The following is a 23,788-nucleotide window of genomic DNA, read 5'->3' on the forward strand; positions in this document are numbered from 1 at the left end:
TTCGCGCAATCGACTCCCGAAACGGGGACCGGCGGCCCGTCCACGAAAGAGTTGTCTTGAAGACCAATTACTACGTCATCAATCTGGATCGGTCTCCGGAGCGCCTTGCGGCGATCGGTGCCGATGCCGCCACGATCGGCATCGACCTGATACGGGTCAAGGCGGTCGATGGGAAGACAGTGCCGCCTCAGGCGCGCGAGATCCTCGACGAGAGCGGGTTTCGCCGCCTGCACGGCAAGATCCCGATGGACGGGGAATATGGCTGCTATCAAAGCCATATCGACGTGTTCGATGCCTTCCTGGCCAGCGACGCCGACATCGCGGTGATCTTCGAGGACGATGTGCGACTGACGCCTGCGCTCCTGCCGGTACTCGATCGGATCGTTGCCGTGGACGATTGGGACGTCGTGAAACTGATGCACCATCGCCTGCCGGTGTTCCGCGCGCACCGTTCGATCGGCGGTGGTCACCGGTTGGGGACGTCGCTGTTCGGCCCGACCGGTAGCTCGGCCGCCTACCTGGTCAACCGGCGGGGCGCGAAAACCCTGCGGCAGCGGCTCGTTCCGATGCAACTGCCCTACGATGTGGCGCTGGAACGCGGCTGGGCGCTCGGCGTCAGGGTGCGCCACGTCAAACCGGATCTGGTTGCCGGCAATCCGCTCACACAGCAGAGCCTGATCGGCGGGCGAGCAAAATACTCAGCGATGAAGCTGGCGCCGTGGCGGCGTCTGACGACCTTGCTCTTCCGGACGGCGGAAGTGGTGCGGCGCGCCCGCTTCGGCCTCATTGCGCGCACCAAACGATGATCAAACGCTGGCTCCTGGCGCGGCGGTCCTTCGATGCGCCGCTCATTGCCCTGGCGATCGCCCTGCTGGCCATCGGCAATCCCATCGCGAAGGGAGCCTTTCTCTTCTTCGGCCTGATTGGCGCCAATTTGGGCTTTGCCCGGCATCGGACCTGGCGCTATGCCGACACCGCCTTTTGCGCTGCGATCATCGCCTATGCGAGTTGGTCGATCGGGCTCATGGTGTTCCGGAACGAATCCGTAGACGGCAACCGAATGTTCTCCTACAGCCTCATCATGCTCGGCTTTGTCTTTCTGCCGCTCTCGATCAGTCTGGTGCGAGAACCGTTGGATGCGCTGATCCTCGGCTCGCGCGCGGCCATTCTCGCCGTCCTGGCTTTGATTCCCTTCGACCCGATGGTCATCGGCGGCCGGATCGATCTTGGCGGCAACGCGGCGATCGTCGCATTCCTGGCCGCGACGGCCGGTCTTGCCGCCCGGCTGGACGCCCGACGCCCAGCCTCTCTTCTTCCCAACAGCCGACTCTGGTTCTACCTCTCCTTCGTACCGGTCCTGCTGTCGGGCACCCGGGCGGCGTGGTTCGTCTACCTGCTGGTCGCCCTGTTCGACGGACTGGAGCTGATTCGGCACTGGCGGAAAATTCCGTTTCGGCTGCGTTCGCTGGCGCTTCCGACCGCCGCCGTTCTAATCGTGGCGGCGGTCCCCGCAAGTTCGATTGTTAGCCAACGCATCAGCGCGGGGATGGTGGAACTGGAGCAGATGAACGGGTCGGGCGCTGCGATCGGATCGATGGACGTTCGCCTGGTCATGTGGGCGGGGGCCTTCGATGTCGTGTCCAAGAGCCCGATCGTCGGCGTCGGCGGGATGGAACGGATGGACGCGGTCGCTGCCGCCGTCGCGCCCGCAAACGCACCCTATGTTGCCCACTTCACGCATCTGCACAATCTGTTCGTCGACGAGGCGGCGTCCAACGGTCTTGTCGGGCTGGCGCTGCTCATGTCGATCTTCGCTGTCTTTCTCGTGCGCGTCACGCGATGTTCGCCCGGCCATCTCGTGCCGGAGACCTCCTATGCCTTCGTCTTTCTGGTGGTCACCTTCGGATCGTTCCACGGTGTCCTCCTGAACGAGTGGATGATCCTGTCGATCTTTTCCTTCATGACCCTCATCCTTGTCGCGATCCGCCGCGACGCTTTCCGGGCGCGGTATCGAAGCGGCCTGTCCGGAGCCGGAGGGTGAAGCGGCGCCGGCCGCCTTCTGCGATTCCGGTTGCCGATCTCATTGGCGGCCTGATGGACCCGATCCTGAGGCGCAAGGCGGGGATGACCAGCGGCCTTGTAGCCGCCTGGTCGGAGATCGCCGGCCCCCGCCTGCAGGACATGACGCGACCGGAAAAGCTGCTCTGGCCGGCGCGGCGATCCGACACCGACGCTTTCGAGCCGGCGACGCTCGTGGTCGCCTGCGAAGCGGCCGCGGCCCTGCGTCTGCAGCATCAGACCAGCGAATTGATCGCCCGGGTGAACGCGTTCTTCGGCTTCGCGGCGGTCGAGCGCATCAAGATCGTGCAAAAAGCCGTCAATCAGGTGCGTCCGAACCGTAAGCCGAAGCTGCGAGACCTCGATCCCGGCGATATCACCCGCATCGACGACATGGTCGCGCGCATCGAGGATCCGAAGCTTCGCGACGCACTGCGGGCCTTCGCCGAGACGACGTTACGGCGCAATGAGGGATGATGGGCCTTTGCGACGCCACTTTGCCCGTTCATGAAGAGTTCATTGGAAAAATCGCAATTCTTCCATAGATCGCAAAGACTGATGCCACCCTATCCTCAAAGGTTCCAATCGATGATGAGTATGTCTTCCGACACCTCCCGCCGCCCCCTGGCTTTCAAGATCGCCGCATTTCTCGCCAGCGCCGGGCTCGTGGCGAGCACCGGAGGCTTGGCCCAAGCGGCCGGCAGCTCTGCCCAGTCAGCGACGAAAATTCAGGTCGCGCAGTCGGAGACCGCCCCCGCCACGCCCCCGGCGTCGGCTGTCGAGGCGCCGCCGTCGTTGGGCTCCGTCGACGTCGACGACCTGATGGCCGAAGGACCGCTGCCGGATATCGTCGTCGGCGATCCCCAGGCGCCGGTCACGATCGTCGAATACGCGTCGATGACCTGCGGATATTGCGCGGCTTTTCATGTGAATTCCTACCCGCAGATCAAGAGGGATTTCATCGAGACCGGCAAGGCCAAGCTGATTCTTCGGGAATTTCCGTTCGATCCGCGCGCGCTGGCGGCTGCCATGCTGGCGCGTTGCACCGGTGATGACGCCAGACGCACGGCGATGGTGGACGTCCTGATGGAGCAGCAGGCCGAATGGGCCCGGGCGGAAAACGCCTCCGCGGCGCTGCTGAAATTCGCCAAGCTGGCCGGAATGAGCCAGGACGACTTCACTGCGTGTCTCAACGACAAGGAGTTGCAGCAGAAGGTCGTGGAAACGCAGGAGCGCGGCCAGAACGAGTTCGGCGTGAACGCGACGCCAACCTTTTTCGTCAACGGCGACAAATACTCCGGCGCCCTTGGGCCGGACGAGATGGCGGCGGTGATCGAGTCGCATCTGTAACAGCAGCGATCCAACGCGCGGCGGGTACCCCATTCCTGCGGGGGCAGGTATCCGCCGATCGACCGCGTCGAGTTTTTGCATTGCAGCAATTGGCGTGTCGGCGATTTTCTTCTAGAGATGGGCGGGGTTTCCGGCGGAAGGCCCGACTCACCGGGGAGACAGTCGGCGGCATTCAATGTCCAAACGGATATTCACCTTCAGGCGCGGAGCGGCCGATCGCACGGCCGACGCGGCCGAAGCGCTGGGGCTGAAGGGCGCCAATCTGGCGCTGCTGGCCTCTCTCGATGTGCCCGTTCCGCCCGGCTTCACCATCGCGACACCTGTCTGGCGTGAGGCGCAAGGATCCGAAGACGGCCTGCCACAGGCGCTGCGGGCCGAACTGAGGGCGGCGATAGAGTGGCTCGAGGGCGTGACCGGCCGGCGTTTCGACGGCGATCAACGACCGTTGCTTCTGGCCGTGCGCAGCAGCGCCCGGGCGCAGATGCCGGGCTTGGCCGAGACAGTCCTCGACATCGGCCTCAACGACCGGACCGTCGAGATTCTGGCAACCGAGCTCAAGGATCCCGCATTCGCCTATCGCAGTTACCGGCGCTTCATCGAAAGCTATGCCGCGCTGGTCTTCGACGTCGATTCATCCCACTTCGAAGAAATCGCGGACGAGGAACGCGATCGCGCGGGCTGGGCCGTCGAGCCGGAGATGCCCGCCGACTGGCGCGCGCTGATCGCGCGTTATCAGGGCCATCTCGACAGCGAGATCGGCGCGGTGCTGCCGCAGACGCCGCTCGAGCAGTTATTCAGCGTCGTGGCCGCCAGCTATGCGAGCTGGCGCAATCCGCTGGCGGTGTCGCACCGATTGATCCAGGGTATCCCGGAAAATGCCGGTCTCGCGGTCACCGTGCATGCGATGATCTTCAACGAGCGCAACTACCACTCCGGGACGGGTCGCGCGGTCTCCCGCGATCTGGGTAGCGGGCAATCCCGGCTGTCCGGAGAGTTCGGACTGGGCGCCAGGGGGTCTAGCGCCATCGGCGAGAAGCCGCCGGTCCTCGACCTGGCGGACCTCGCGAATGGCGAGTGTCGCGATTTTCCGACCGATTTGAGCGAGTTGACCCGTCATGTTCGCCGCATCGAGGCCCATGCCGGCGATGCGGTCGAGGTCGATTTCATGGTCGGGGACGGCGAGCTGTTCCTGATGCAGTCGCGGATTGCCCGTCGGACCGCGCCGGAGGCAATCCGCGTCGCGGTCGAACTCGTCAAGGAAGGGCTGATCGAGGAATCGGAAGCGATTCTGCGAATCGACCCGGCGTCGCTCGATCAGTTGCTGCATCCGACCATCGAACGCTCGGCGGATTTCGTCGTGCTCGGCCGGGGCATGCCGGCGTCACCGGGTGCGGCGACGGGTGAGATCGTGTTCACCTCCGAGCGGGCTCAGATACTGGCGAACGAAGAGCGCCCGGTGATCCTGGTGCGAAACGAGACCCACCCCGAAGATATCCACGGCATGCATGTCGCCGAGGGCGTCCTGACCATTCGTGGCGGCACCACAAGTCACGCGGCCGTGGTCGCCCGCGGCATCGGCAAACCGTGCGTGACCGGCGTTGGATCACTGCGCATCAATGCTCAAAAGGGAACCCTTCACGCCGCCGGCCGCGTACTCAGGGAGGGCGACCGGATCACCATCGACGGCTCTACCGGCGATGTGATCGAGGGAGCAGTGCCTTTGGTCCGGCCGTCACTGACCGGCGATTTCGCAACATTGATGGAATTCGCCGATCGAGCGCGGCGCATGCGGGTGCGGGCCAATGCCGACACACCGGTCGAAGCCCGTTCCGCCCGCTCCTTCGGCGCCGAGGGCATCGGCTTGTGCCGGACCGAGCATATGTTCTTCGAGGGCGACCGCGTCCGCGCCATGCGCGAGATGATCCTGTCATCGGACGAGAGCGGGCGGCGGGCGGCGCTCGAAAAGCTTTTGCCCATCCAACGCTCCGATTTCATCGAGTTGTTCGAGATCATGGCGGGCTTACCGGTGACGATCCGCCTGCTCGATCCGCCGCTGCACGAGTTTCTGCCCAAGAGCGATGCGGAGATTACCGAGACGGCGGCGATGCTCGGCGTCGACGAAACAGTCGTGAAGCACCGGATCGCGGCGCTCGAGGAATTCAACCCGATGCTCGGCCATCGCGGCTGCCGATTGGCGATCTCCTATCCCGAGATCGTCGAGACGCAGGCGCGCGCGATCCTGGAGGCGGCGGTCGAGGCCGGCGAAAAGACCGGCGCCGCGGTCGTTCCCGAAATCATGGTCCCGCTGGTCAGCCTGCGCAAGGAACTCGACTTCGTGAAGGAGCGTGTCGATCGGGTCGCCGAACTGGTCATGGCTGAGCGCGGCTGCAGCATCAACTATCTCGTCGGCACGATGATCGAGTTGCCAAGGGCCATCGTGCGCGCCGATACGATTGCCGAGGTCGCCGAGTTCTTCTCCTTCGGCACCAACGATCTGACCCAGACCGTCTATGGCATCTCGCGCGACGACGCCGGCAATTTCCTGTCGACCTACGTCCGTCAGGGGATCATCGAGCGAGACCCGTTTCAGACCATCGACGTCGAAGGCGTCGGCGAACTCATCGGTCTCGCTGTCGAGAAAGCGCGGCGCACGCGTCCGGACATTTCGCTCGGCGTGTGCGGCGAGCAGGGCGGGGATCCGGCCTCGATCGCCTTTTTCGAACAGACTGGACTCGACTACGTGTCTTGTTCGCCGTTTCGCGTGCCGATTGCCCGGCTTGCCGCGGCCCAGTCGGCGATCCGGGCGGGCCGTTCGCTCCGTGGCCGGGGGCGGCGTCAGGAACCGTAGTAGAAGTAGATCGCAATGCAGGTCGTGAAGCCGACGATCAGGTTCATCGGCGCGCCGATCTTGACGAAGTCGAAGAACCGGTAGTTGCCGGCGGCATAGACCAGCGTGTTGGTCTGGTAGCCGATCGGCGTCGCGAAGGAGGCGGAAGCGCCGAACATCACGGCGACGACGGCAGCCCTCGGATCAAGCCCGAGCGCGGTAGCCAGGCTGATCGCGATCGGCGTCACCACCACGGCGACGGCATTGTTGGTGACGATCTCGGTCAGGATCGACGAGATCGCGTAGATGCTCAACAGCACGATGAAGGGCGAGGCATCGCGCAGGAGCGGCTCTATCGCCCCGACCAGCAAGTCGACGGCCCCCGAATTCTGCATCCCAAGACCGATTGCCAGCATGGCGAAGATGAGGATGAGGATGTCGCCTCGGATCGAGTGCCAGGCTTCGTCGGCATCGATCACCCGCACCAGAAGCAGGGCGGCGATCGCGACGAACGCAAGCACCTGGATGCTCGCCAGCCCATAGGCGGCGACGCCCACGACCCCGGCGAGCGCGCCGATGGCAATAGGCGCCTTGCGACGCCGGAACGGCCGTGCCTCGCTGACGTCGATGCCGATGAGATCATTGGCCTCGGCGATGCGGGCGAGCGCCTCCGGACGTCCTTCCAGAAGCAGACGATCGGCGGGACGCAATTTCGTACCGTGCAGCGTGGGACCCGGCACGTGCCGATGACGCTGGACGCCGAGAACCGCGACGCCGGATCCTGAAATTCCTGTTAGTTCGGAAATGCGGCGGCCGATGCCGCGCCGGTGCGGCGCCACGGTCGCTTCGACGACGACCCGTTCTTCATCCTTCTCTGCGGAGAGCGTGACGCGGGCGATCCGGACGTTCTGGTTGGCGTTCAGCGTCAAGAGTTCCTCGGCTGTCGCGAATAGCACGATGCGGTCGGATTTTTGGATCTCGATATCGCCGATGTCGCGGCGAAGCGTCTCCGAGCCGCGCAAAATGGCCATCGGCTGGATGCCGCGCGCTGAAAAGGTTGCGGCGTCCTTCAGTCGCTTGCCGATCGAACTCGCGCCGTCCCGCACGACGATCTCGCTGAAATAGAGATTGCCTGCGTCGTCGCCCAGGACGTCTTCGGCCGAGCTGCGGTCGGGTAGGAGAAACCGCCCGACGATCAGCAGGTAAACAATTCCGGTGATCGACGCGACGATGCCGACCGGAGTGATCTCGAAGATCGAAAATCGCTCCATCCCCTGGCCGCGCGCGACGCCGTCGACCAGAAGATTGGTCGACGTGCCGATCAACGACAAGGTGCCGCCGAGAATGGTCAGATACGACAGCGGGATCAGCAGCCGCGTCGATGCCACACCCAGTTTCTTGGCGATCTCCATCATGATCGGAATGAACACGATCACCACCGGCGTATTGTTCATGAAGGCGGAGGCGACCATCACGCCGAGACCCATGACGGCAAGGGTCATGAGGGGGTATCGCTCGACGCTGGCGACGAGCCAGCCCGCGGCCCCTTCCAGCGTGCCGGTTCGCACCAATGCGCCCGACAGCACGAACATCGCCGCAATGGTGATCGGCGCGGGATTGGAAAAGACCGAGGCGAACTCGTCCGCGTCCAGATAGCCGAGCACTAGGAAGCTCACGGCGCCGCCGACCGCGATCACCTCCGGCGGGTAGAGCTCGAGGGCGAAGGCCACGAAAACGACGCCTATCACCGCCAGCGCGATGTAGGAGGAATAGTCCGTGAGAAAGGCGTTCATGAGGTTCCGTCGGCGAGGAGGTCCCGGCAGAACTCAGAACTGCGACGAACGGGCGGTTTGACAAGACCGCTGTGCCAATCACGCCGGATAAATATCGATTATTCGGTAAGGGTTCCCGGCGTGACCTGAATTCGGCCGCTGCGGCGTCGTTCGTCGGGGCGGTCGGTTCCGTCCTCGACTCGTCCGACCGAGACGGGACTGCCGCTCGTCAGGCCGAGCCTTCGGTTTCCATGCCGCCGAAGGGCATGGCGTCGCGAATGCGTGTGAGGACGCCGACGAAGGCGCGGGCGAAGCCATAAAAGCGCTCGCCGATCTCCTCGCGATCCGGATTGCGGATGGTGTCGCCGGCCTCGTTCAATATCGCGAACAGAATGTCCTCGCGCTGAGGGGTGGCGACGCGCACTGCGGCAATGCGGGATGCATCCTCGACAGAGCCATCCGACGGCATGTCGAACAGGAGCTCTCCGCCGACCACGGCGGCAGCCGAACGCACGCATTCGTCGAAAGCGATCCGTGTCGGATCCTGCATGTCCAGGGCCAGTTCGAACTCGACCGCGCCGAGAGCCTCGTTTCCAGACCCCGCGCCGATTGCCGTCTGTGCGTCCACCTGCATCGTATCGCTCCTAGTCCCTACTCGCGTGGGATCGAAACCTGACTCCGGCAAGCGGCCGAACTGTGGCGACGGTCAGGTCTCGCTCGCGGCGTCTGGACAAACGCCGGGCCGTTGCCGACATTGGCGTCGCGAACGGGAACCGTCTGGAACCCTCGACGCCAGGGAGGAATATTCATGCAGGGTTTGATGCAGCAATGGCCACTGCTTTGCTCGAAGGTGATCGATCACGCCGCGACCTATCATCCGCGCCGTGAAATCGTCACGCGCTCGGTCGAGGGGCCGATCCACCGCACCAATTACAGCGAGGTCCGGACGCGGTCCCTGCAACTCGCCCAGCGGCTGGAGCGCGACGGCATCAAGCTCGGCGATCGCGTTGCCACCCTGGCCTGGAATACCTGGCGCCACCTCGAATGCTGGTACGGCATCCTCGGCATCGGCGCGATCTATCACACGCTGAACCCGCGGCTGTTCCCGGATCAGATCGCCTGGATCATGAACGATGCCGAAGATCGCTTCATCTTCGTCGACCTGACCTTCATGCCCATCATCGAGGCGATCGCGCCGAAGGTTCCGAGCCTGGAAAAGATCATCGTTCTCACCGACGCCGCGCATATGCCGGAGACGAAACTGGCCAACGTGGTCTGCTACGAGGATTGGCTGGCCGAGGCGGACGGCGATTTCGTCTGGAAGGCGTTCGACGAAAACACCGCGGCCGGCATGTGCTACACGTCCGGCACCACCGGCAACCCCAAGGGCGTGCTCTATTCCCACCGCTCGAACGTTCTGCATTCGATGATGGCGCAACAGCCCGATGCGATGGGCCTGTCCTCGCGCGACAGGCTGCTGCCGATCGTGCCGCTGTTTCATGCCAATGGCTGGGGACTCGCCCTGACCTGCCCGATGGCTGGAACCGCGATGGTGATGCCGGGGGCCAAGATGGACGGCGCCTCGGTTTTCGAATTGCTGACCCAGGAAAAGGTCACCTTCAGCGCCGCCGTGCCGACGGTCTGGCTGATGCTGCTGCAGCACCTGGAGAAGGAGGGTGGTGAACTGCCCGACCTCGAACGGGTGGTGATCGGCGGCGCCGCCTGTCCGCGCGCCGTGACGCAGAAATTCCAGGACAATTACGGCGTCCAGGTCATCCATGCCTGGGGCATGACCGAGATGAGTCCGCTCGGCAGCCTGTGCACCATCAAGCCGGAATATGCCGATCTTGAGGGCGAGGCGCTGCTCGATCTCGAACAGAAGCAGGGCCACCCGCCCTTCGGCGTCGAAATGAAGGTGACCGACGACGCCAATGTCGAGCGGCCGTGGGACGGCAAGACCTTCGGCCGTCTCAAGGTGCGCGGCCCGGCGGTCGCCAGTAGCTACTACAAGAACACCGGCCCGGAAGTGTTCGACGACGACGGCTGGTTCGACACCGGCGACGTCGCCCATATGGACGAGCACGGCTACATGCAGATTACCGACCGCGCCAAGGACGTCATCAAGTCGGGCGGTGAGTGGATCTCGACGATCGATCTGGAAAATCTCGCCGTCGGCCATCCCGATGTCGCGGAAGCCGCCGTGATCGGTCTCGCCCATCCCAAATGGGACGAGCGGCCGCTGCTCGTCATCGTCCGCAAGGAGGGGCGGGAGCCTTCCAAGGAAGACATTCTCGGCTTTCTGGAGGGCAAGGTCGCCAAATGGTGGATGCCGGACGACGTCGCCTTCGTGTCGGAAATTCCCCATACGGCGACCGGCAAGATACAGAAGACGACACTCAGGGATCAGTTTCGTGACTATCGCCTGCCCACGGCCTGAGTTATGCGCGTACCGGCGGTTCAATGGCCGCCGGGGCCGACGCGACAGGGCCGTGGCTTTTAAGGATCGCCCATGAGTTCGATTTACGGACGGCTCCCGGTTTCGGGGCACTATCTGCGCAAGCGGCTGCGGCTGGCGGGCTTTGCCCGCAGGCTGGCGGCCTTCGCGTTGATGTTGTTGGTCACGTCGCTTGCCATCTTCAGGCTTGGGGCCATCGTGCCGCAGGCCTTGATCGGCCTTCTGCTCTTGACCGCCGGCGTTGCCGCGCTGGCGTTGCTGATCTCCCTGTATGGGCTCGTTCGGGTCTGGTTCCAGGGGGTCGCCGGCGGCGGCGCGGCGCTCGGGGCCTTTGTCCTGGCGAGCATCGTGCTCTCTCCTTTTGCCTATACGGCCTATCTCGCGGCCGTGAATCCGAGGACGAACGCCGCCTATACGGACGGCTTGGACCCCGACGGTCCCGCCGCGGTGATCGAGCCTCAAGCGCCTGCCGACGCGCCGGTTGTGGCCGCGCCCGAGGCGGCCCTGGCGGAGCCGAGCGTTGTTCCGGGGCGGCGTTTCGTCGCCACCGCGCCACGGGTTTATGCCGCCGCGCGTGTGGTGCTGGATGATCTGGGCTGGCAGGTCGGCGGTGTTGTCGCCGAAGGTCCGGCCAGTGCCGTCGTCGCGGCGCCGGAACTGGCCGGTGGTGACCTCGGCGTTAGCGGAGCTGGCGACATCCCGATCCCAACGGCGCGGGCCGGAATCGATGCCGAGGCCGCTTCCGATCCGCTCGACCGGCCCGATAGCGAACAATACCGGATCAGCGCCATCGCCCGCGATCTTCTCTTCGCCCTGCCGAGCGATATCAGCATCCGCATCGTCCAGGACGGCGACGAGAGTTTCGTCGATCTGCAATCGGTCTCACGCTCGATCGATGTCGACTTCGGCCAGAATCGTCGCTTTATCGAGCGCTTCCTCGAAGATCTCGACACGGCGATGGCCGGACTGGAGACGGTCGACACGGGAGGCTGATCTCGTTTCCCGGGGCGGCATGTGGCAGTCAAGCGGGCGCGAAGTGGGTATCGAGCGTCGGCGGCCCGTCGGCCGCCACCAGGCCGCGCTCGGCCAAGTCTTCCAGATGGGCCAGCACCGACAAACCCGCGGCGCCGTGCAGCTTCGGATCGGTGCCGCGATAGATCGCCGCGACGACCGCCGGGATCGTCCGGTCACCGGCGCGAAGACGCGTCAGGATCGCATTCTCGCGCATCCGGCGATGGCCGATGAGCGCCCGCACGAAGGCCTTCGGCCGTCCGACCGCGCCACCATGGCCGGGCAGATAGCGTGAATCGTCGCGAGCGAGCAGGCGATCGAGCGAATTCATGTAGTCCCGCATGGCGCCATCCGGTGGCGCGACGATCGTCGTCGACCAGGCCATGACGTGATCGCCCGACAGCACCGTTCCGTCCGTGCCGATCGCGAAGGCCAGATGGTTGGCGCAGTGGCCGGGGGTGGCGATTACCGTGACGCTCGTGCCGCCGAGGACCAGCGTCTCGTCGTCCGGAAGCGTGCGGTCGAAGACGAGGGACGCATCGCCAGCGGCCTCGATCAGCGCTTCCTCCCCGGCCAGCAGCGGGCGCATCGGGCGATGCGGCCCGCCGCCGAGAAGCGGAGCGCCGATAATGTCCTTCAGCCGGTCGACCAGGCCGGTGTGGTCGCGATGGGTATGGGTCAACAGGATTGCATCGACCGGACGGCCGTCGATCGCGACGAGCAGCGCGTCCAGATGCGCCGGGTCGTCGGGGCCCGGATCGACGACGAAGCAACGATCGTCGCCCACGACATAGCTGTTGGTGCCATGAAAGGTGAACGGGCTCGGATTGCGCGCGGTGACCCGCCAGACGGAGTCGCCGAGGGGGACGGCCTTTCCGTAGGCGGGGTCGAAGGCGGTATCGAAGCTGGTCACTGGCCTGCTCAACCTTTGCCGCCCGCGGCGCGCGGCTTCGGCGACGCGGATCGCGCCGAGGCGAGTTCGAACATGTCGGTGGTCAGGCGCTGGGTCTTGGCGTCGGTCCGGTCCTCGTGCGGAGAATCATAAGCGACGAGAAGTTTCGCCACGCCGTCGATCTCGATCGGCGCGATTCCCTCGGCATGGTCGGAGCCGCGGATCGCCGGCAGGTTGAGCACGCGCGCCAAGGCGTCGTCCTCGTAGATGTTCCGCTCGGGATCGTAGTCCTCGATGGCGAAGACCGACTGCAGGGCTTCCAGATCGGTCGTGGCGCCGGACAGAATCAACAGCCGGCCGTCCTGCCAATGCATGTCGCGAATGCCCTGGCCGTCGAGATTGATCGCCTGCAGCCTGTAGCGTTTGCCGCCATCGAGTTTTCGCGGCTTCAGGAACCCGTTCTTGGCGTCCTTCATCTCCATGCGAACGATCATCGCATAGCCGCCGACGGCCGGGCCGCGCAGCCCCAGAAGGACCGTGTTTCCCGTGACGGCGAGCCCCTCGATGTCGAAGCCGTTTTCCTTGCAGGGATGATCCATGAACGGGCCGATCAACTTATCCTTGGCCAACATCTTGCGGATCGGCGTTTTCCGGGATTTCCTCATGGGGATCATCCGGGCCGCGCGAGCCGGCGCGCCGTCGAGCGGTTCGATCGCCGCCACGAGATCGAAGACGCCGTCACCCCGATCGAGCAGCGGCACCTTGCCGAGAAACCCGCGATTGGCGTCCCAGTCGATGTCCTCCATGTCCTTGAGCCCGTCATCCTCCGGCTTGTCGCGTTTCAGGGAGTGCGAGCCACAGATCCAGAGATAGCCATCGGCGACCGCCAGACCCTCGATATCCATCTCGCCGCCGGGTCCCTCCGGCAGGTCAAAGGTCTCGCCGAGCACGAAATGTGTGTGCTCGCCAGCCTTGCCGGTCTTCGGATCGAAGCTCACGCGCTCGATGGTCGAGGTCTCGTCGCAAGTGCAGAAGATCGAGCGGCCGGTGACGGCGAGCGCCGATACATCCTGCCAGATCGGATCATCGACATGGGCCAGCCGGTCCTGATGGGTGAAGAACAGATCGACCCTGGCCGCCGGCCCGCGATCGAGCAGCAGGTCTGCCTTCTTTTCCGCGCCCGCCCGTTTCGAGAGTTGGGTCTGCTTGCCCTTGGCCATGGTGTGTCATCCTGCCGCTGTTTTCCGGGCGGTACATCGGGCAGGCTGCGGATGATGCAAGTTGCCCGGCGGCGATCAGCGAAAAACATGATTGATTTGCCGCGCGGTCGGTCGTTGCATGACGGCCGGCCAGAGGCTATAGCACGCCACCGGACGCGAGCTTTGGGGCGTCGCCAAGTGGTAAGGCAGCGGCTTTTGATGCCGCCATTCGCAGGTTCGAACCCTGCCGCCCCAGCCACGTCTGCTCATTTCTTGATGACGATGCGGGCAGGCCGACCAGCACCGTGCAGGCCGACCAGCGCGAGGACTGCCGGGATCTCCAGCTGGAAGACGGCGGTGGCCTGGGTTCTGGTTTCCGCCAGCTGCGGCAAAAAGCCGGGCCGCGCGGCTCCCGCCGATCTCTCAATGCGCCGGCGCGTCCTTCTTGCCGCTGACGGCATTCCAGAGCGGCGCGACGACCGCCCCGACGAGCGGGATAAGCGCCGCGCCGACGATGAGGCCGACGACTCCCGCGCCGGCCGCCGCCACCAGCCAATGGACGAAGCCGCCGAACTCGCCGATCGCATGGACGGCTGCCTCGGCGCCGACCTCGATCGTGTGGCCGATGGTGGTGAAGCCGTATTCCTCGAGGCCGTGGACGATGATGCCGCCGCCGACCCAGATCATCGCTGCAGTGCCGACGACAGCCAGCACCTTCAGGAAGACCGGCATGCCGATAACGAGGCCGCGGCCGATTCCCCGGATCGCCGAGCCAACGACGGACGGAGTGTCGCTCTTGGCCATGGCGAGGCCGACGTCGTCGGCCTTCACGATCAGCGCGACGCCGCCATAGACGACCGCGGTGATGCCGACCGCGACGATCGCCAAAACCGCCGCCTGCATGGCGAGGCCACCCTGCGGAAGCCCGGCAAGGGTGATCGCCATGATCTCGGCCGAGAGGATGAAATCGGTCTTGACGGCGCTTGCGACCTTCTGATTCTCCAGCGCTTTCGGATCGGTCTTGGCGCCGGTAAGCTTGGCCTCATGTGCATGGGCCTTGTGCGGAAACAGCGCCTCGTAGACCTTCTCGGCGCCCTCGTAGGAGAGATAGAGCCCACCGAGCATCAACAGCGGGGTGATCGCCCAGGGCGCGAAATAGCCGAGCAACAGCGCGCCCGGCAACAGGAAGACGAGCTTGTTCTTGAGCGATCCAAGGGTGATCCGCCAGATGATTGGCAGCTCGCGTTCGGGCTTGAAGCCGGTGACGTAGCGCGGCGTCACCGCGGCGTCGTCGATGACGACGCCGGCGGCCTTGGTGCCCGCCTTGGCGGCCTGCGCGGCGACGTCGTCGAGAGAGGCGGCCGCCACCTTGGCGAGGCCCGCGATGTCGTCGAGAAGCGCGATCAGTCCGATGCTCACGATCCGGTCCTTTGGTTCAGCCCAGCGTCAATCCGCCATTCGAAACGTTATAGGTCGCGCGTGCCGTTTAGCGAACGCCGCTTAGGCGAACCGCCGGGCGGCATCGACGGCCAGCCCGAGCCCGACGCTGCCGAATTCGTCCGCCTGGGCGATGGCCGCGCCGGGAAAGCGCCGGGTGGCGACGGCGCGCACCGCCGGCACCAGCGCGCCGCCGCCGGTGAGAATCACGGTCTGGATCGATCCGGCCGCGACCTGGGCGCTTGCGAGGGCCGCATCGATCGCGCCGGCAATGCGGCCGTTGAGCTCGGCCGTCGCCGCATCGAAGGCAGCACGGGTCACCGGCAGGTCGAGCGCCAGCCCCGGCTCGTGTAGCGTGACGGCTGCCTGGGTATCCTCGGTCAGGGCGATCTTGGCCGCCTCCACCGCGCCAGCGAGGCGATGGCCCGAACGGTGGGCGAGGAGATGGGCATAGCGGGCGAGCTTGTCCGGCTCGGCCGCCTCGCGCTCCAGGCTACGGATGTCGCGGCTGTTCTTGGCCGTGTAGAGCGTGTTGATCCGGTGCCAGGTGGCCATGTCGTTGAAATACCAGACCGGCATCGCCCGCTTGCCGTCGGCGGTGGTCGAGCCGAGGCCGAAATGCGGCATCACCGCCGCGATGTTGAGGAGGCGGTCGAAATCCGTGCCGCCGACATGGACGCCGGTGGTGGCCAGAATGTCGGAGCGGCGGTCGACCTGGTTCGCGGCCGCACCGGCGGTGCGCGGCGCCAGGCGCAGGATCGAGAAATCCGACGTGCCGCCGCCGATATCGACGACGAGGGCGAGTTGCTCGGACGTGACCGTCCGTTCGTAATGAAGCGCGGCCGCGACCGGCTCGTACTGGAACTCGATATGACGAAACCCTTGCGCGCGGGCGGCTGTCTCCAATTGACCTTGGGCGGCGCGATCGGCCGCGTCGTCCTCGTCGACGAAGCGCACCGGGCGGCCGAGCACGATCGAATCGAGGGCGGCGCCGGCGACGGCCGGATCGGCGCCGACGGCCTCTTTCAGCCGCTCGCGCAGATGCTTGAGGAACCGGCCGATCAGTTCCTCGAAGCTCATGCGCCTGCGGCCGATGGGCGTCGTCTCGGCCATCAGCGAGGTGCCGAGGATCGACTTCAGCGCCCGCATGAAGCGCCCTTCGGCGCCGTCGCGATATTCGAACACCGCGGCGCGGCCGACATAGGTCTCGCCGTCCTCGAGACTGAAGAACAGCGCGGAGGGAATGGTCAGATGGGTGTCCTCCAGCGGCACCAGCCGCGGCGCCGCGCCGGGGGCGGCGAGCGCCAGGGTGGAATTGGTGGTGCCGAAATCGAGGCCGGGAAACAACGTCGTCATGCAAAGGCTCTGGAAACAGGCGGAACGCGCCGGGCGGGCGAGGACGTCCGGAGATGGAAAGGGACGGGGAGAATGTGGAGCCGCGGTGCTTAGCCGAAGCGGCGGGCAAGATGAAGGCATCACCGCGCGTTTCCGCGCCCGTTCCATCGACTCGCCCAGGATGGGCCAGCGGGCAGAGGATTATGCGCGAGGTTACGAGGGGGGTGAGAGATTTTTTGGGCGGCGCGGTTTCTTGGGAGCGCGCTGCCCTTGAAACCTCGTCATCCCGGCCTTGAGCCGGGACCCATGCCGCGACTTTTATCCATCCTGTCCGGCGACGGATTGGGGGCTCGGATGATTTGGAATGGGTCCCGGCTCAAGGCCGGGATGACGACTTTGGATGAAGGCCGTTCCCTCTCGTCCAGAGGGGCGCGCTCCGTTCGTCTCGGTGCAGGCAGTGGCACGCATCCACACGCTGCGCGCNTCTCGTCCAGAGGGGCGCGCTCCGTTCGTCTCGGTGCAGGCAGTGGCACGCATCCACACGCTGCGCGCGGGGATGCGGAAGCTCAGCTATCCATCTTCAGCGCGGCGATGAAGGCTTCCTGCGGGATGTCGACCTTGCCGAACTGGCGCATGCGCTTCTTGCCCTCTTTCTGCTTGTCGAGCAGCTTGCGCTTTCTGGTGGCATCGCCGCCGTAGCATTTGGCGGTGACGTCCTTCCGGAGCGCCGAGATGGTCTCGCGGGCGATCACCTTGCCGCCGATCGCCGCCTGGATCGGGATCTTGAAGAGATGGTTGGGGATCAGCTCCTTCAGCTTCTCGCACATGGCCCGGCCGCGCCGCTCGGCCTGGTTGCGGTGGACCAGCATCGACAGGGCGTCGACCGGCTCGGCATTGACCAAAATCCCCATCTTGACGAGGTCGCCCTCGCGGTAGTCGGTCATCTGGTAGTCGAAGCTGGCGTAGCCCTTGGAGATCGATTTCAGCCGGTCGTAGAAGTCGAACACCACCTCGTTCAGCGGCAGCTCGTAGACCACCAGCGCGCGCTTGCCGACATAGGAGAGATCGATCTGGACGCCGCGCCGTTCCTGGCAGAGCGTCAATATGTTGCCGAGATACTCGTCCGGGGTGAGGATCGTCGCCTTGATCCAGGGCTCGTCGATCCGCTCGATCTTCATGATGTCCGGCATATCGGCCGGATTGTGCAGCTGGATGGTCGTGCCGTCGGTCAGCTTGATGTCGTAGACGACGCTCGGGGCCGTCGCGATGAGGTCGAGGTCGAACTCGCGGGACAGCCGCTCCTGGACGATTTCCAGATGGAGCAGGCCGAGGAAACCGCAGCGGAAACCGAAACCAAGCGCGGCCGAGGATTCCATCTCGAAGGAGAAACTGGCGTCGTTGAGCCGCAGCCTGCCCATGGCGGCTCTGAGATCATCGAAATCGGCGGCATCGACCGGGAACAGGCCGCAGAAGACCACCGGCTGGGCCGGCTTGAAGCCGGGCAGCATCGTCGTGGTGCGGCGCTTGTCCTCGGTGATGGTATCGCCGACGCGGGTGTCGGCGACTTCCTTGATCGAGGCGGTGATGAAGCCGAGCTCGCCGGGGCCGAGCGCGTCGACCTGAACCATCTTGGGGGTAAAGACGCCGACCCGGTCGACCGGGTATTTGGCGTCTGTGCCCATCATGCGGATCACCTGACCCTTCTTCAGCTCGCCGTCGATGACGCGCACGAGCACGACGACGCCGAGATAGGAATCGTACCAGCTGTCGACCAGCATCGCCTTCAACGGAGCGGCGCGGTCGCCTTCCTTCGGCGGGGGCAGGCGGTGGACGATCGCCTCCAGCACATCCTCGATGCCGAGGCCGGATTTCGCGGAAATCATCACGGCTTCCGAGGCGTCGAGGCCGATCACCTCCTCGATCTGCTCCTTGACCTTGTCTGGCTCGGCGGCGGGCAGATCGATCTTGTTGAGGACCGGGACGATTTCCAGATCGTTGTCGAGGGCGAGATAGACGTTGGCGAGCGTCTGCGCCTCGACCCCCTGCGCCGCGTCGACGACGAGCAGCGCGCCCTCGCAGGCCGACAGCGAGCGCGAGACCTCATAGGCGAAATCGACATGTCCGGGCGTGTCGATGAGGTTGAGGACGTAGGTCTCGCCGTTCTTCGCCGTATAATGCAGGCGCACGGTCTGGGCCTTGATGGTGATGCCGCGCTCGCGCTCGATGTCCATCGAATCGAGCACCTGCTCCTTCATGTCGCGCAGCTCCAGCCCGCCGGTCGACTGGATCAGACGGTCGGCAAGCGTCGACTTCCCGTGGTCGATATGGGCGACGATCGAGAAGTTGCGGATGTGGTCGAGGGGCGTGTTCGCGGGCATGGTGCTCATGGGCGGCGATATAGAGACTTGTAACGGTTCTTGGAAGCACCGTTTCGCGCCGAGGCGACAATGGGGCCGGGCGGCGGCGGAACCCGGCGGGCGGCGGGCGCGTCTTTGTTGGTATGGGACGTGAAATCGAACGCAAATTCCGGGTGACCGGCGAGGACTGGCGCGGCCAGGTTAGCGAGACGCATCGTCTTGAGCAATTCTATCTGTTCGTGCGCGAGGATGCCTCGGTGCGGGTGCGAATCCGGGATGGGGCAAGCGCGCGGCTGACGATCAAGACCGGCATTGGCATGGATCGCGGCGAGTTCGAATACGACATTCCGCTCGCCGACGCCGAGGCGCTGCGGGCGAGCCGGGTGGGGATCGTGGTCGAAAAGACCCGCCACATCGTACCGCTGGGCGCGTTCCGGGTCGAGATCGACGTTTTCGCCGGCGCGCTGGCCGGGCTGGTGATGGCCGAGATCGAGCTTCAGGACACCAGCGACGCGCCCACGCTGCCGGCATATCTCGGCCGCGAGGTGACGGGCGACGCGCGCTTCACCAATGCCCGACTTGCCATCGACGGCCGGCCGGACGACGCTTGAGCGTGGGCGACGGTGCGAAGGGGAACAGTGGATGGCGTTCAGGATCGATCCGGGACAGGCGCTCGACGCGGAGTTTCGCCGGATCGCCGGCGAACAGCTCCGCAAGGCCGAGCGCGAGTTGGGCGAGGCGGGCGGCGACCGGCACGCGGCCGTCCACAGCGCCCGCAAGCGGCTGAAGAAGCTGCGCGGCCTGTTGCGCCTCGTGCGCGACGCGGATGCGGATTTCTACGCCGAGGAAAATCCCCGGTTCCGCGATACCGCGCGGGCGCTGTCGGCGGTGCGCGATACGGCGGCACAGATCGAGGCACTGGACGCCCTGGAGGAGCGCTTTGCCGGGGAGGTCGAGACCAAGGCCTTCGCGACGATCCACGCCCGGCTGATCGAGCGGCGCGACGCCGCGGCGGCTAGCGAGGCTGAAATGGGGGCCGCGGTCGAGATGGCGTTGAGCAGTCTCGGCGAGGCGCGGCGGCGCCTTGACGGCTTTGTCGTCCGGCGGCCCGACGGGAACGGTGCGGCGCTGGCCGCCAAGGGGTTCGGGCGGACCTATGCGCGTGCGCGACAGGCCCTCAAACAGGCCGAAAAGCGTCGGGACGCCGAATCCCTGCACGAATTGCGTAAGCGGGTGAAATATCACTGGATGCATCTGCGGCTGCTCGCTCCGGTCTGGCCCGAGGCATTCGCGCCGTTGCAGGAAGCCGCCAAGACGATCGCCGACGATCTCGGCCTCGACCATGATTACGCCGTCTTCCGGGCGGAGGCGGCCGAGACGCCCACAGACTTCGGGTCGTCCTCCGAACTTTCGGTGGTGCTGGCGCTGATGGACCGGCGCCAGAGCGAATTGCGGCAATCGGGGCTCGATGCCGCGCGCCGCCTTCTGGCGGAAGAAGCGGAGGCGGCCGGCCGGAGGATACGGCGTCTCGTCAAGGCGGCAGCGACGGTCGCGGGCCGTGATCCGGATGCCCCGGCCGAAGCCCCGGAGGCCGGCCGGCGGCGTGTCGCCGCCAGCTGAGATTTCCAACACGCTCTGGCCCCTCGCTTGTCGGCAAACCATCCGAAGGCAGTATTTGCTTTCGGCGACGCGCGCGGCACAACTGTTCGGCCCAATGGAGGTCTGCCATGACCGACGCCTTCATCTGCGACTACATCAGCAGCCCGTTCGGGTGCTTTGCCGGGACGCTGGCGTCGGTGCGGGCCGACGATCTCGGCGCGGTGCCGATGCGAGTTGCTGGGGCCGCAGGGCCCGGCCCGCACTGATTCCCTCATCATCGGCCTCGTCCTGTTCGCGCCGAACACGACCTACCCCCAGCACAGCCATCATGAAATTGAAGAGAGCTATGTGTCCGTCTCGAGTGCCCGGTCGGAGAACGACGTGGCCGTCTATGCGCCCGGATCATCGATCCGGAATCGATCCGGCCACGAACACAGAATGACCGTTGGCGGTCTCGACCCGTGTCTGTTGGCTTATGCTTGGCTCGGGCCGGCGGAACGACTGGCCGCGCCGGAAATGCGCTTTTCCAAGTCGGTCCGTAAGGGCTATGCGCCGTCCGGGACACGCACCGATCGAAACGCCCCCTTTGTCTTATGAGAAGCCTTGATCCGCGAGGGTTTTCGAGATCCGGCGCCGGAGCGGGCCATCCGCGAACGGAAACGAACTGAAGAAATGGGTCTGCGAGATGTCGTCGCGGCGGGCGCGCGCATCCGCGGCCCACAGCGCCGCGCGGCGCTCGTCGCCGTTCAAGGCATGGGCAACGATGGCGATCATGGCGATCAGTACGTGGGCGCCCGGCGACCGCGCCGCCCGGTCTGCCCAGTCCACGGCCTCGGCGGTATCGCCACGGATCAGGCAGGCGAAGGCCCGCGTCCCCAGCATGGCATAGCGAAACGGATCGAGCGGGCTGAGTGACAAAGCGATCCGGGCATTCTCCGTGCCTTTCATGTCGCGTTCGCAAATCGTGTCCGCCCAGGCGCGGGCATAGAAGCCTTGCGCGTAATTCGGACTGAGCCCGGTGGACCGGTCCAACCAGGACAGGCTGCCATCGATATCGCCGGTGAGCCAAAAGGCCCGCCCCATGGTGAAATTGGCGAAGGGGTCGATCGGGTCGAGTTCGACGCTGCGCTCGGCGAATTTGCGCGCCGTCGCGACGGCCCTCGGCGGGTCGTCCGTGTAGCGCAGGAAGGCGTTCTGGAACGCGGTCGAGGACAGGCCGGCATGGGCGCGCGCGAAGCGGGGCTCCTTGGCGATCGCACTTTCGAACAGGCCCGCGGCGACCGCGTTGTCCTTCTTGTTGAACCGATAAAGATGCTGAAGCCCGAGGTGATAAGTGGACCACGCGTCCAGATTTTCCGGTGCCCCCAATCGGGCGAGATTGGCCTCGTTGAGCGGAATCTGAATTTCGAGGGCGGCGATGATGTTCGCGACGATCTGGGAGCGGATCTCGTGAATGTCGTCGAGCCTGGCGGCGAAGCGGTCGCCCCAGACGACGCCGCCAGTGCGTGTATCGGCGAGCTCGACCACGACGGTGGTGGCGTTCCCGAATATCTCGACGATACCCGACAGGCAGTAACGGACATTGAGAATCTCGCCGATTTCGCCGACGTCGGGATCGGGTGAGCGGAAGCGGAACGAGGACCCGCGCGCAATGACGAACAGCCAGCGCAGCCGCGACAGGGCGGCAATCAGGTCGTGGGGCAGGGCATCGGCGATGGCGCCATGCGATCCGGCGACCCCGAGCAACCGGAAGGGCAGGACGGCGATCGACGGGCGGGCGTCGTCCGCGATCTTGATCGGCCATTCGTTCCGGCAAGGTGAGGCGGGTAGCCGCGAGCCTTGCGACGCGACGGTCTTGACCTCCGCGATGAAACGTAGACCCTGACCATGCACGGTGCGGATAAAGCACTGCGTCCTGCCATCGTCGCCAAGCGCGCGGCGGGCGGATTTAATGCGGCTGGTGATGGCAGAGTCGGACACGATGCGTCCGTCCCATATCTTTTCGACGATCTCGTCCTTGGAAATCATGCGCTCGCGATTTTCGACGAGCAGCACAAGCAGGGCGAAGACTTGTGGCTCGACCGGCACGACCGTGCCGTTGTGTCGCAACTCGACCTGGCTGGCGTCCAGTTCGAAGGGTTCGAAAACATAAAGCATCGTCCAACCGCCGTAGAGCGCATGCTCCGCTGGCGAGCCTAGCATATCTCCACGAATTCTCCCCGATCTCTCCCTCTGGCCTCCCAGCATCACGCAAGGGAATGGGCTACGCCATTATTGCCGGCCCGGACATGCTGGGCGACCGGCAGATTCAAACCAAGGGAGCAAGATCATGCCACTCGTCGACATTCAGCTGATCGAAGGCGTCTTCTCGGCGGCGCAGAAGAAGGAAATGATCGAGAAGGTCACCGACACCATGGTCAAGATCGAAGGCGAGGCCATGCGCGGCGTCACCTGGGTGCGGGTCCAGGAACTCGCCAGCGGCGAATGGGGCATCGGCGGCAAGGCGCTGACCACCGAGGACGTCAAGGCCCTGCAAGCCTGATTGCCCGCGACCCTCGCATCAAGGACTTCCCGCGTCGCCGCGTTCGGTCGCGGCCCGCGGCGAGATTTTTCGCACAGCCCGCCAACCGGCCCGGCGCCGATCGCCGAAAGGGTCGACCGCGCCGTCCGCGGTGCTCGACTCGATCAATGCCCAGGAGGACCCCGCCATGTTTTCGATCTCGTCATTCCGTTCCAATGAAGCCACCCGGTTCCGAGCCACCGCGTGGGGAGTCGGTGCCGCAGTGCTCTTGGCGGTCGCATTCGTGCCGGTCGGCGCGGCTGCTCAAAGCGACGAAGAAATGATCGTGGATGCGCTGCGCGCTGCGCCTCCGGGCATTTCGGAGACCGCCACCGTTTCGGATCTGGCGGGGAAGGTCCTGCGCAAGGGCAGTGGCGGTTACACGTGCTTTCCGGCCCCCACCGGCATCGCCGGGCCCATGTGCATGGACGCCGAATGGCTGACTTGGATGGACGCCTGGATGAACCAGAAGCCGTTCACCGCCAAATCGGTCGGTGTTGCCTATATGATGGCAGGCGACAGCCCGGAAGGCGGTGCGAGCAACATCGACCCGGCTGCGGCCACTCCCACCTCGCAGAACGAGTGGGTCGTCGAGGGGCCGCATATCATGGTGATATCGCCGGATCCGGCCGATCTCGAGGGATTGCCGGTCACCATGGAGACCGACGGCCCCTACGTGATGTGGTCCGGAACCCCATACGCCCACGTCATGATCCCTGTGGGAGCACGGCCGGATCAGCGAAAAGTCGCGCAAAAATAGCGCGGTTCATATTGGGAACGTAGCCTGGGTCGTGTGTCGGCCCGAAAATCCCTTCCCCTCGGCACGAAAAAAGGGCGGCCTGGTTTGACCGGACCGCCCTGATTGGCATGGGAATGTTGGTTTGTTTCAGCCGCGTTCGCGGCCTTGTCAGAACTCTTCCCAGGTATCGGTCTCGT

General features: G+C 65.2%; 21 protein-coding genes and 1 tRNA gene. 14 read left to right on the forward strand and 8 right to left on the reverse strand.

The genetic code is table 11. The annotated features are described in order from the left end of the window. Positions 1 to 56: 56 nt before the first annotated feature. The 5 genes from VQ045_RS05575 to ppdK all read left to right on the forward strand — a co-directional run bounded on the left by VQ045_RS05575 (position 57) and on the right by ppdK (position 6,256). Entirely contained in the window at positions 57 to 806 is a 750-nt protein-coding gene (locus VQ045_RS05575) for a glycosyltransferase family 25 protein (RefSeq protein ID WP_327644897.1), read from the forward strand. Next, positions 803 to 2,041 carry an O-antigen ligase family protein gene (locus VQ045_RS05580; protein WP_327644895.1) on the forward strand — a complete coding sequence of 413 codons (1,239 nt, stop codon included), beginning with the start codon at positions 803 to 805 and terminating at the stop codon, positions 2,039 to 2,041. Before VQ045_RS05575 ends, VQ045_RS05580 begins: the two co-directional genes overlap by 4 nt. Beyond that, positions 2,038 to 2,535, forward strand: a complete 498-nt coding sequence (locus VQ045_RS05585) for a DUF721 domain-containing protein (protein ID WP_327644894.1) — start codon at positions 2,038 to 2,040, stop codon at positions 2,533 to 2,535. The genes VQ045_RS05580 and VQ045_RS05585 overlap by 4 nt, the downstream gene beginning before the upstream one ends. 111 nt (positions 2,536 to 2,646) lie before the next feature. Next, complete coding sequence (locus VQ045_RS05590) at positions 2,647 to 3,408, forward strand: DsbA family protein (protein ID WP_331829407.1); 762 nt, start codon at positions 2,647 to 2,649, stop codon at positions 3,406 to 3,408. A 175-nt stretch (positions 3,409 to 3,583) separates the two neighbouring features. Continuing rightward, a complete protein-coding gene (gene ppdK / locus VQ045_RS05595) occupies positions 3,584 to 6,256 on the forward strand; it encodes a pyruvate, phosphate dikinase (protein ID WP_327644890.1) in 2,673 nt (890 codons plus the stop codon). On the opposite strand, the gene VQ045_RS05600 is transcribed toward ppdK, so the two are convergent. Further along, positions 6,244 to 8,028: an SLC13 family permease gene (locus VQ045_RS05600; RefSeq protein WP_327622296.1), complete on the reverse strand. Its 1,785-nt coding sequence runs from the start codon at positions 8,026 to 8,028 to the stop codon at positions 6,244 to 6,246. The genes ppdK and VQ045_RS05600 overlap by 13 nt on opposite strands. Positions 8,029 to 8,236: 208 nt before the next feature. After that, positions 8,237 to 8,641, reverse strand: coding sequence for a hypothetical protein (locus VQ045_RS05605; protein ID WP_206455406.1), 405 nt, complete (start codon positions 8,639 to 8,641; stop codon positions 8,237 to 8,239). 174 nt (positions 8,642 to 8,815) lie between these two features. Here VQ045_RS05605 and VQ045_RS05610 point away from each other — a divergent pair, with 174 nt between their 5' ends. After that, positions 8,816 to 10,444, forward strand: a complete 1,629-nt coding sequence (locus tag VQ045_RS05610; protein ID WP_327622295.1) for a fatty-acid--CoA ligase — start codon at positions 8,816 to 8,818, stop codon at positions 10,442 to 10,444. Positions 10,445 to 10,516: 72 nt separating this feature from the next. Then, positions 10,517 to 11,455: a DUF1499 domain-containing protein gene (locus VQ045_RS05615; RefSeq protein WP_331829408.1), complete on the forward strand. Its 939-nt coding sequence runs from the start codon at positions 10,517 to 10,519 to the stop codon at positions 11,453 to 11,455. Positions 11,456 to 11,483: 28 nt separating this feature from the next. Here VQ045_RS05615 and VQ045_RS05620 read toward each other — a convergent pair whose 3' ends face one another. After that, positions 11,484 to 12,386, reverse strand: coding sequence for an MBL fold metallo-hydrolase (locus VQ045_RS05620; RefSeq protein ID WP_327622293.1), 903 nt, complete (start codon positions 12,384 to 12,386; stop codon positions 11,484 to 11,486). A gap of 8 nt (positions 12,387 to 12,394) precedes the next feature. Continuing rightward, entirely contained in the window at positions 12,395 to 13,585 is a 1,191-nt protein-coding gene (locus VQ045_RS05625) for a DUF3616 domain-containing protein (RefSeq protein WP_331829409.1), read from the reverse strand. A gap of 163 nt (positions 13,586 to 13,748) precedes the next feature. On the opposite strand from VQ045_RS05625, the gene VQ045_RS05630 reads away from it, so the two are divergent. Beyond that, positions 13,749 to 13,823, forward strand: a tRNA-Gln gene (locus VQ045_RS05630). A gap of 164 nt (positions 13,824 to 13,987) precedes the next feature. Here the strand turns inward: VQ045_RS05630 and VQ045_RS05635 are convergent. The 3 genes from VQ045_RS05635 to lepA all read right to left on the reverse strand — a co-directional run bounded on the left by VQ045_RS05635 (position 13,988) and on the right by lepA (position 18,723). Continuing rightward, the gene (locus VQ045_RS05635) at positions 13,988 to 14,983 is read right to left on the reverse strand and encodes a DUF808 domain-containing protein (RefSeq protein WP_327625359.1); all 996 of its coding nucleotides are present in this window, start codon (positions 14,981 to 14,983) and stop codon (positions 13,988 to 13,990) included. Between the two features lie 81 nt (positions 14,984 to 15,064). Continuing rightward, entirely contained in the window at positions 15,065 to 16,357 is a 1,293-nt protein-coding gene (locus tag VQ045_RS05640) for an Hsp70 family protein (protein WP_331829410.1), read from the reverse strand. A 545-nt stretch (positions 16,358 to 16,902) separates the two neighbouring features. Next, a complete protein-coding gene (gene lepA / locus VQ045_RS05645) occupies positions 16,903 to 18,723 on the reverse strand; it encodes a translation elongation factor 4 (RefSeq protein WP_442872980.1) in 1,821 nt (606 codons plus the stop codon). Positions 18,724 to 18,836: 113 nt separating this feature from the next. On the opposite strand from lepA, the gene VQ045_RS05650 reads away from it, so the two are divergent. The 4 genes from VQ045_RS05650 to VQ045_RS05660 all read left to right on the forward strand — a co-directional run bounded on the left by VQ045_RS05650 (position 18,837) and on the right by VQ045_RS05660 (position 20,889). Beyond that, positions 18,837 to 19,304 carry a CYTH domain-containing protein gene (locus VQ045_RS05650; protein ID WP_331829411.1) on the forward strand — a complete coding sequence of 156 codons (468 nt, stop codon included), beginning with the start codon at positions 18,837 to 18,839 and terminating at the stop codon, positions 19,302 to 19,304. Between the two features lie 31 nt (positions 19,305 to 19,335). Continuing rightward, positions 19,336 to 20,313 carry a CHAD domain-containing protein gene (locus VQ045_RS05655; RefSeq protein WP_331829412.1) on the forward strand — a complete coding sequence of 326 codons (978 nt, stop codon included), beginning with the start codon at positions 19,336 to 19,338 and terminating at the stop codon, positions 20,311 to 20,313. Between the two features lie 107 nt (positions 20,314 to 20,420). Further along, on the forward strand, positions 20,421 to 20,558 hold the full coding sequence (locus VQ045_RS21955) for a hypothetical protein (protein WP_442879826.1): 138 nt from the start codon (positions 20,421 to 20,423) through the stop codon (positions 20,556 to 20,558). Continuing rightward, entirely contained in the window at positions 20,527 to 20,889 is a 363-nt protein-coding gene (locus VQ045_RS05660) for a dimethylsulfonioproprionate lyase family protein (RefSeq protein WP_442873116.1), read from the forward strand. Before VQ045_RS21955 ends, VQ045_RS05660 begins: the two co-directional genes overlap by 32 nt. On the opposite strand, the gene VQ045_RS05665 is transcribed toward VQ045_RS05660, so the two are convergent. Further along, the gene (locus VQ045_RS05665; protein WP_331829413.1) at positions 20,884 to 22,494 is read right to left on the reverse strand and encodes a winged helix-turn-helix domain-containing tetratricopeptide repeat protein; all 1,611 of its coding nucleotides are present in this window, start codon (positions 22,492 to 22,494) and stop codon (positions 20,884 to 20,886) included. The genes VQ045_RS05660 and VQ045_RS05665 overlap by 6 nt on opposite strands. Before the next feature lie 127 nt (positions 22,495 to 22,621). On the opposite strand from VQ045_RS05665, the gene VQ045_RS05670 reads away from it, so the two are divergent. Both VQ045_RS05670 and VQ045_RS05675 read left to right on the forward strand, forming a co-directional pair. Further along, a complete protein-coding gene (locus VQ045_RS05670) occupies positions 22,622 to 22,834 on the forward strand; it encodes a tautomerase family protein (protein ID WP_327625353.1) in 213 nt (70 codons plus the stop codon). Positions 22,835 to 23,000: 166 nt separating this feature from the next. Next, positions 23,001 to 23,612, forward strand: coding sequence for a hypothetical protein (locus tag VQ045_RS05675; protein WP_327625352.1), 612 nt, complete (start codon positions 23,001 to 23,003; stop codon positions 23,610 to 23,612). The last annotated feature ends 176 nt before the right edge of the window (positions 23,613 to 23,788 follow it).

Origin of the sequence: Aurantimonas sp. E1-2-R+4 (assembly GCF_036549515.1) — a bacterium.
Classification (GTDB): domain Bacteria; phylum Pseudomonadota; class Alphaproteobacteria; order Rhizobiales; family Rhizobiaceae; genus Aurantimonas; species Aurantimonas coralicida_A.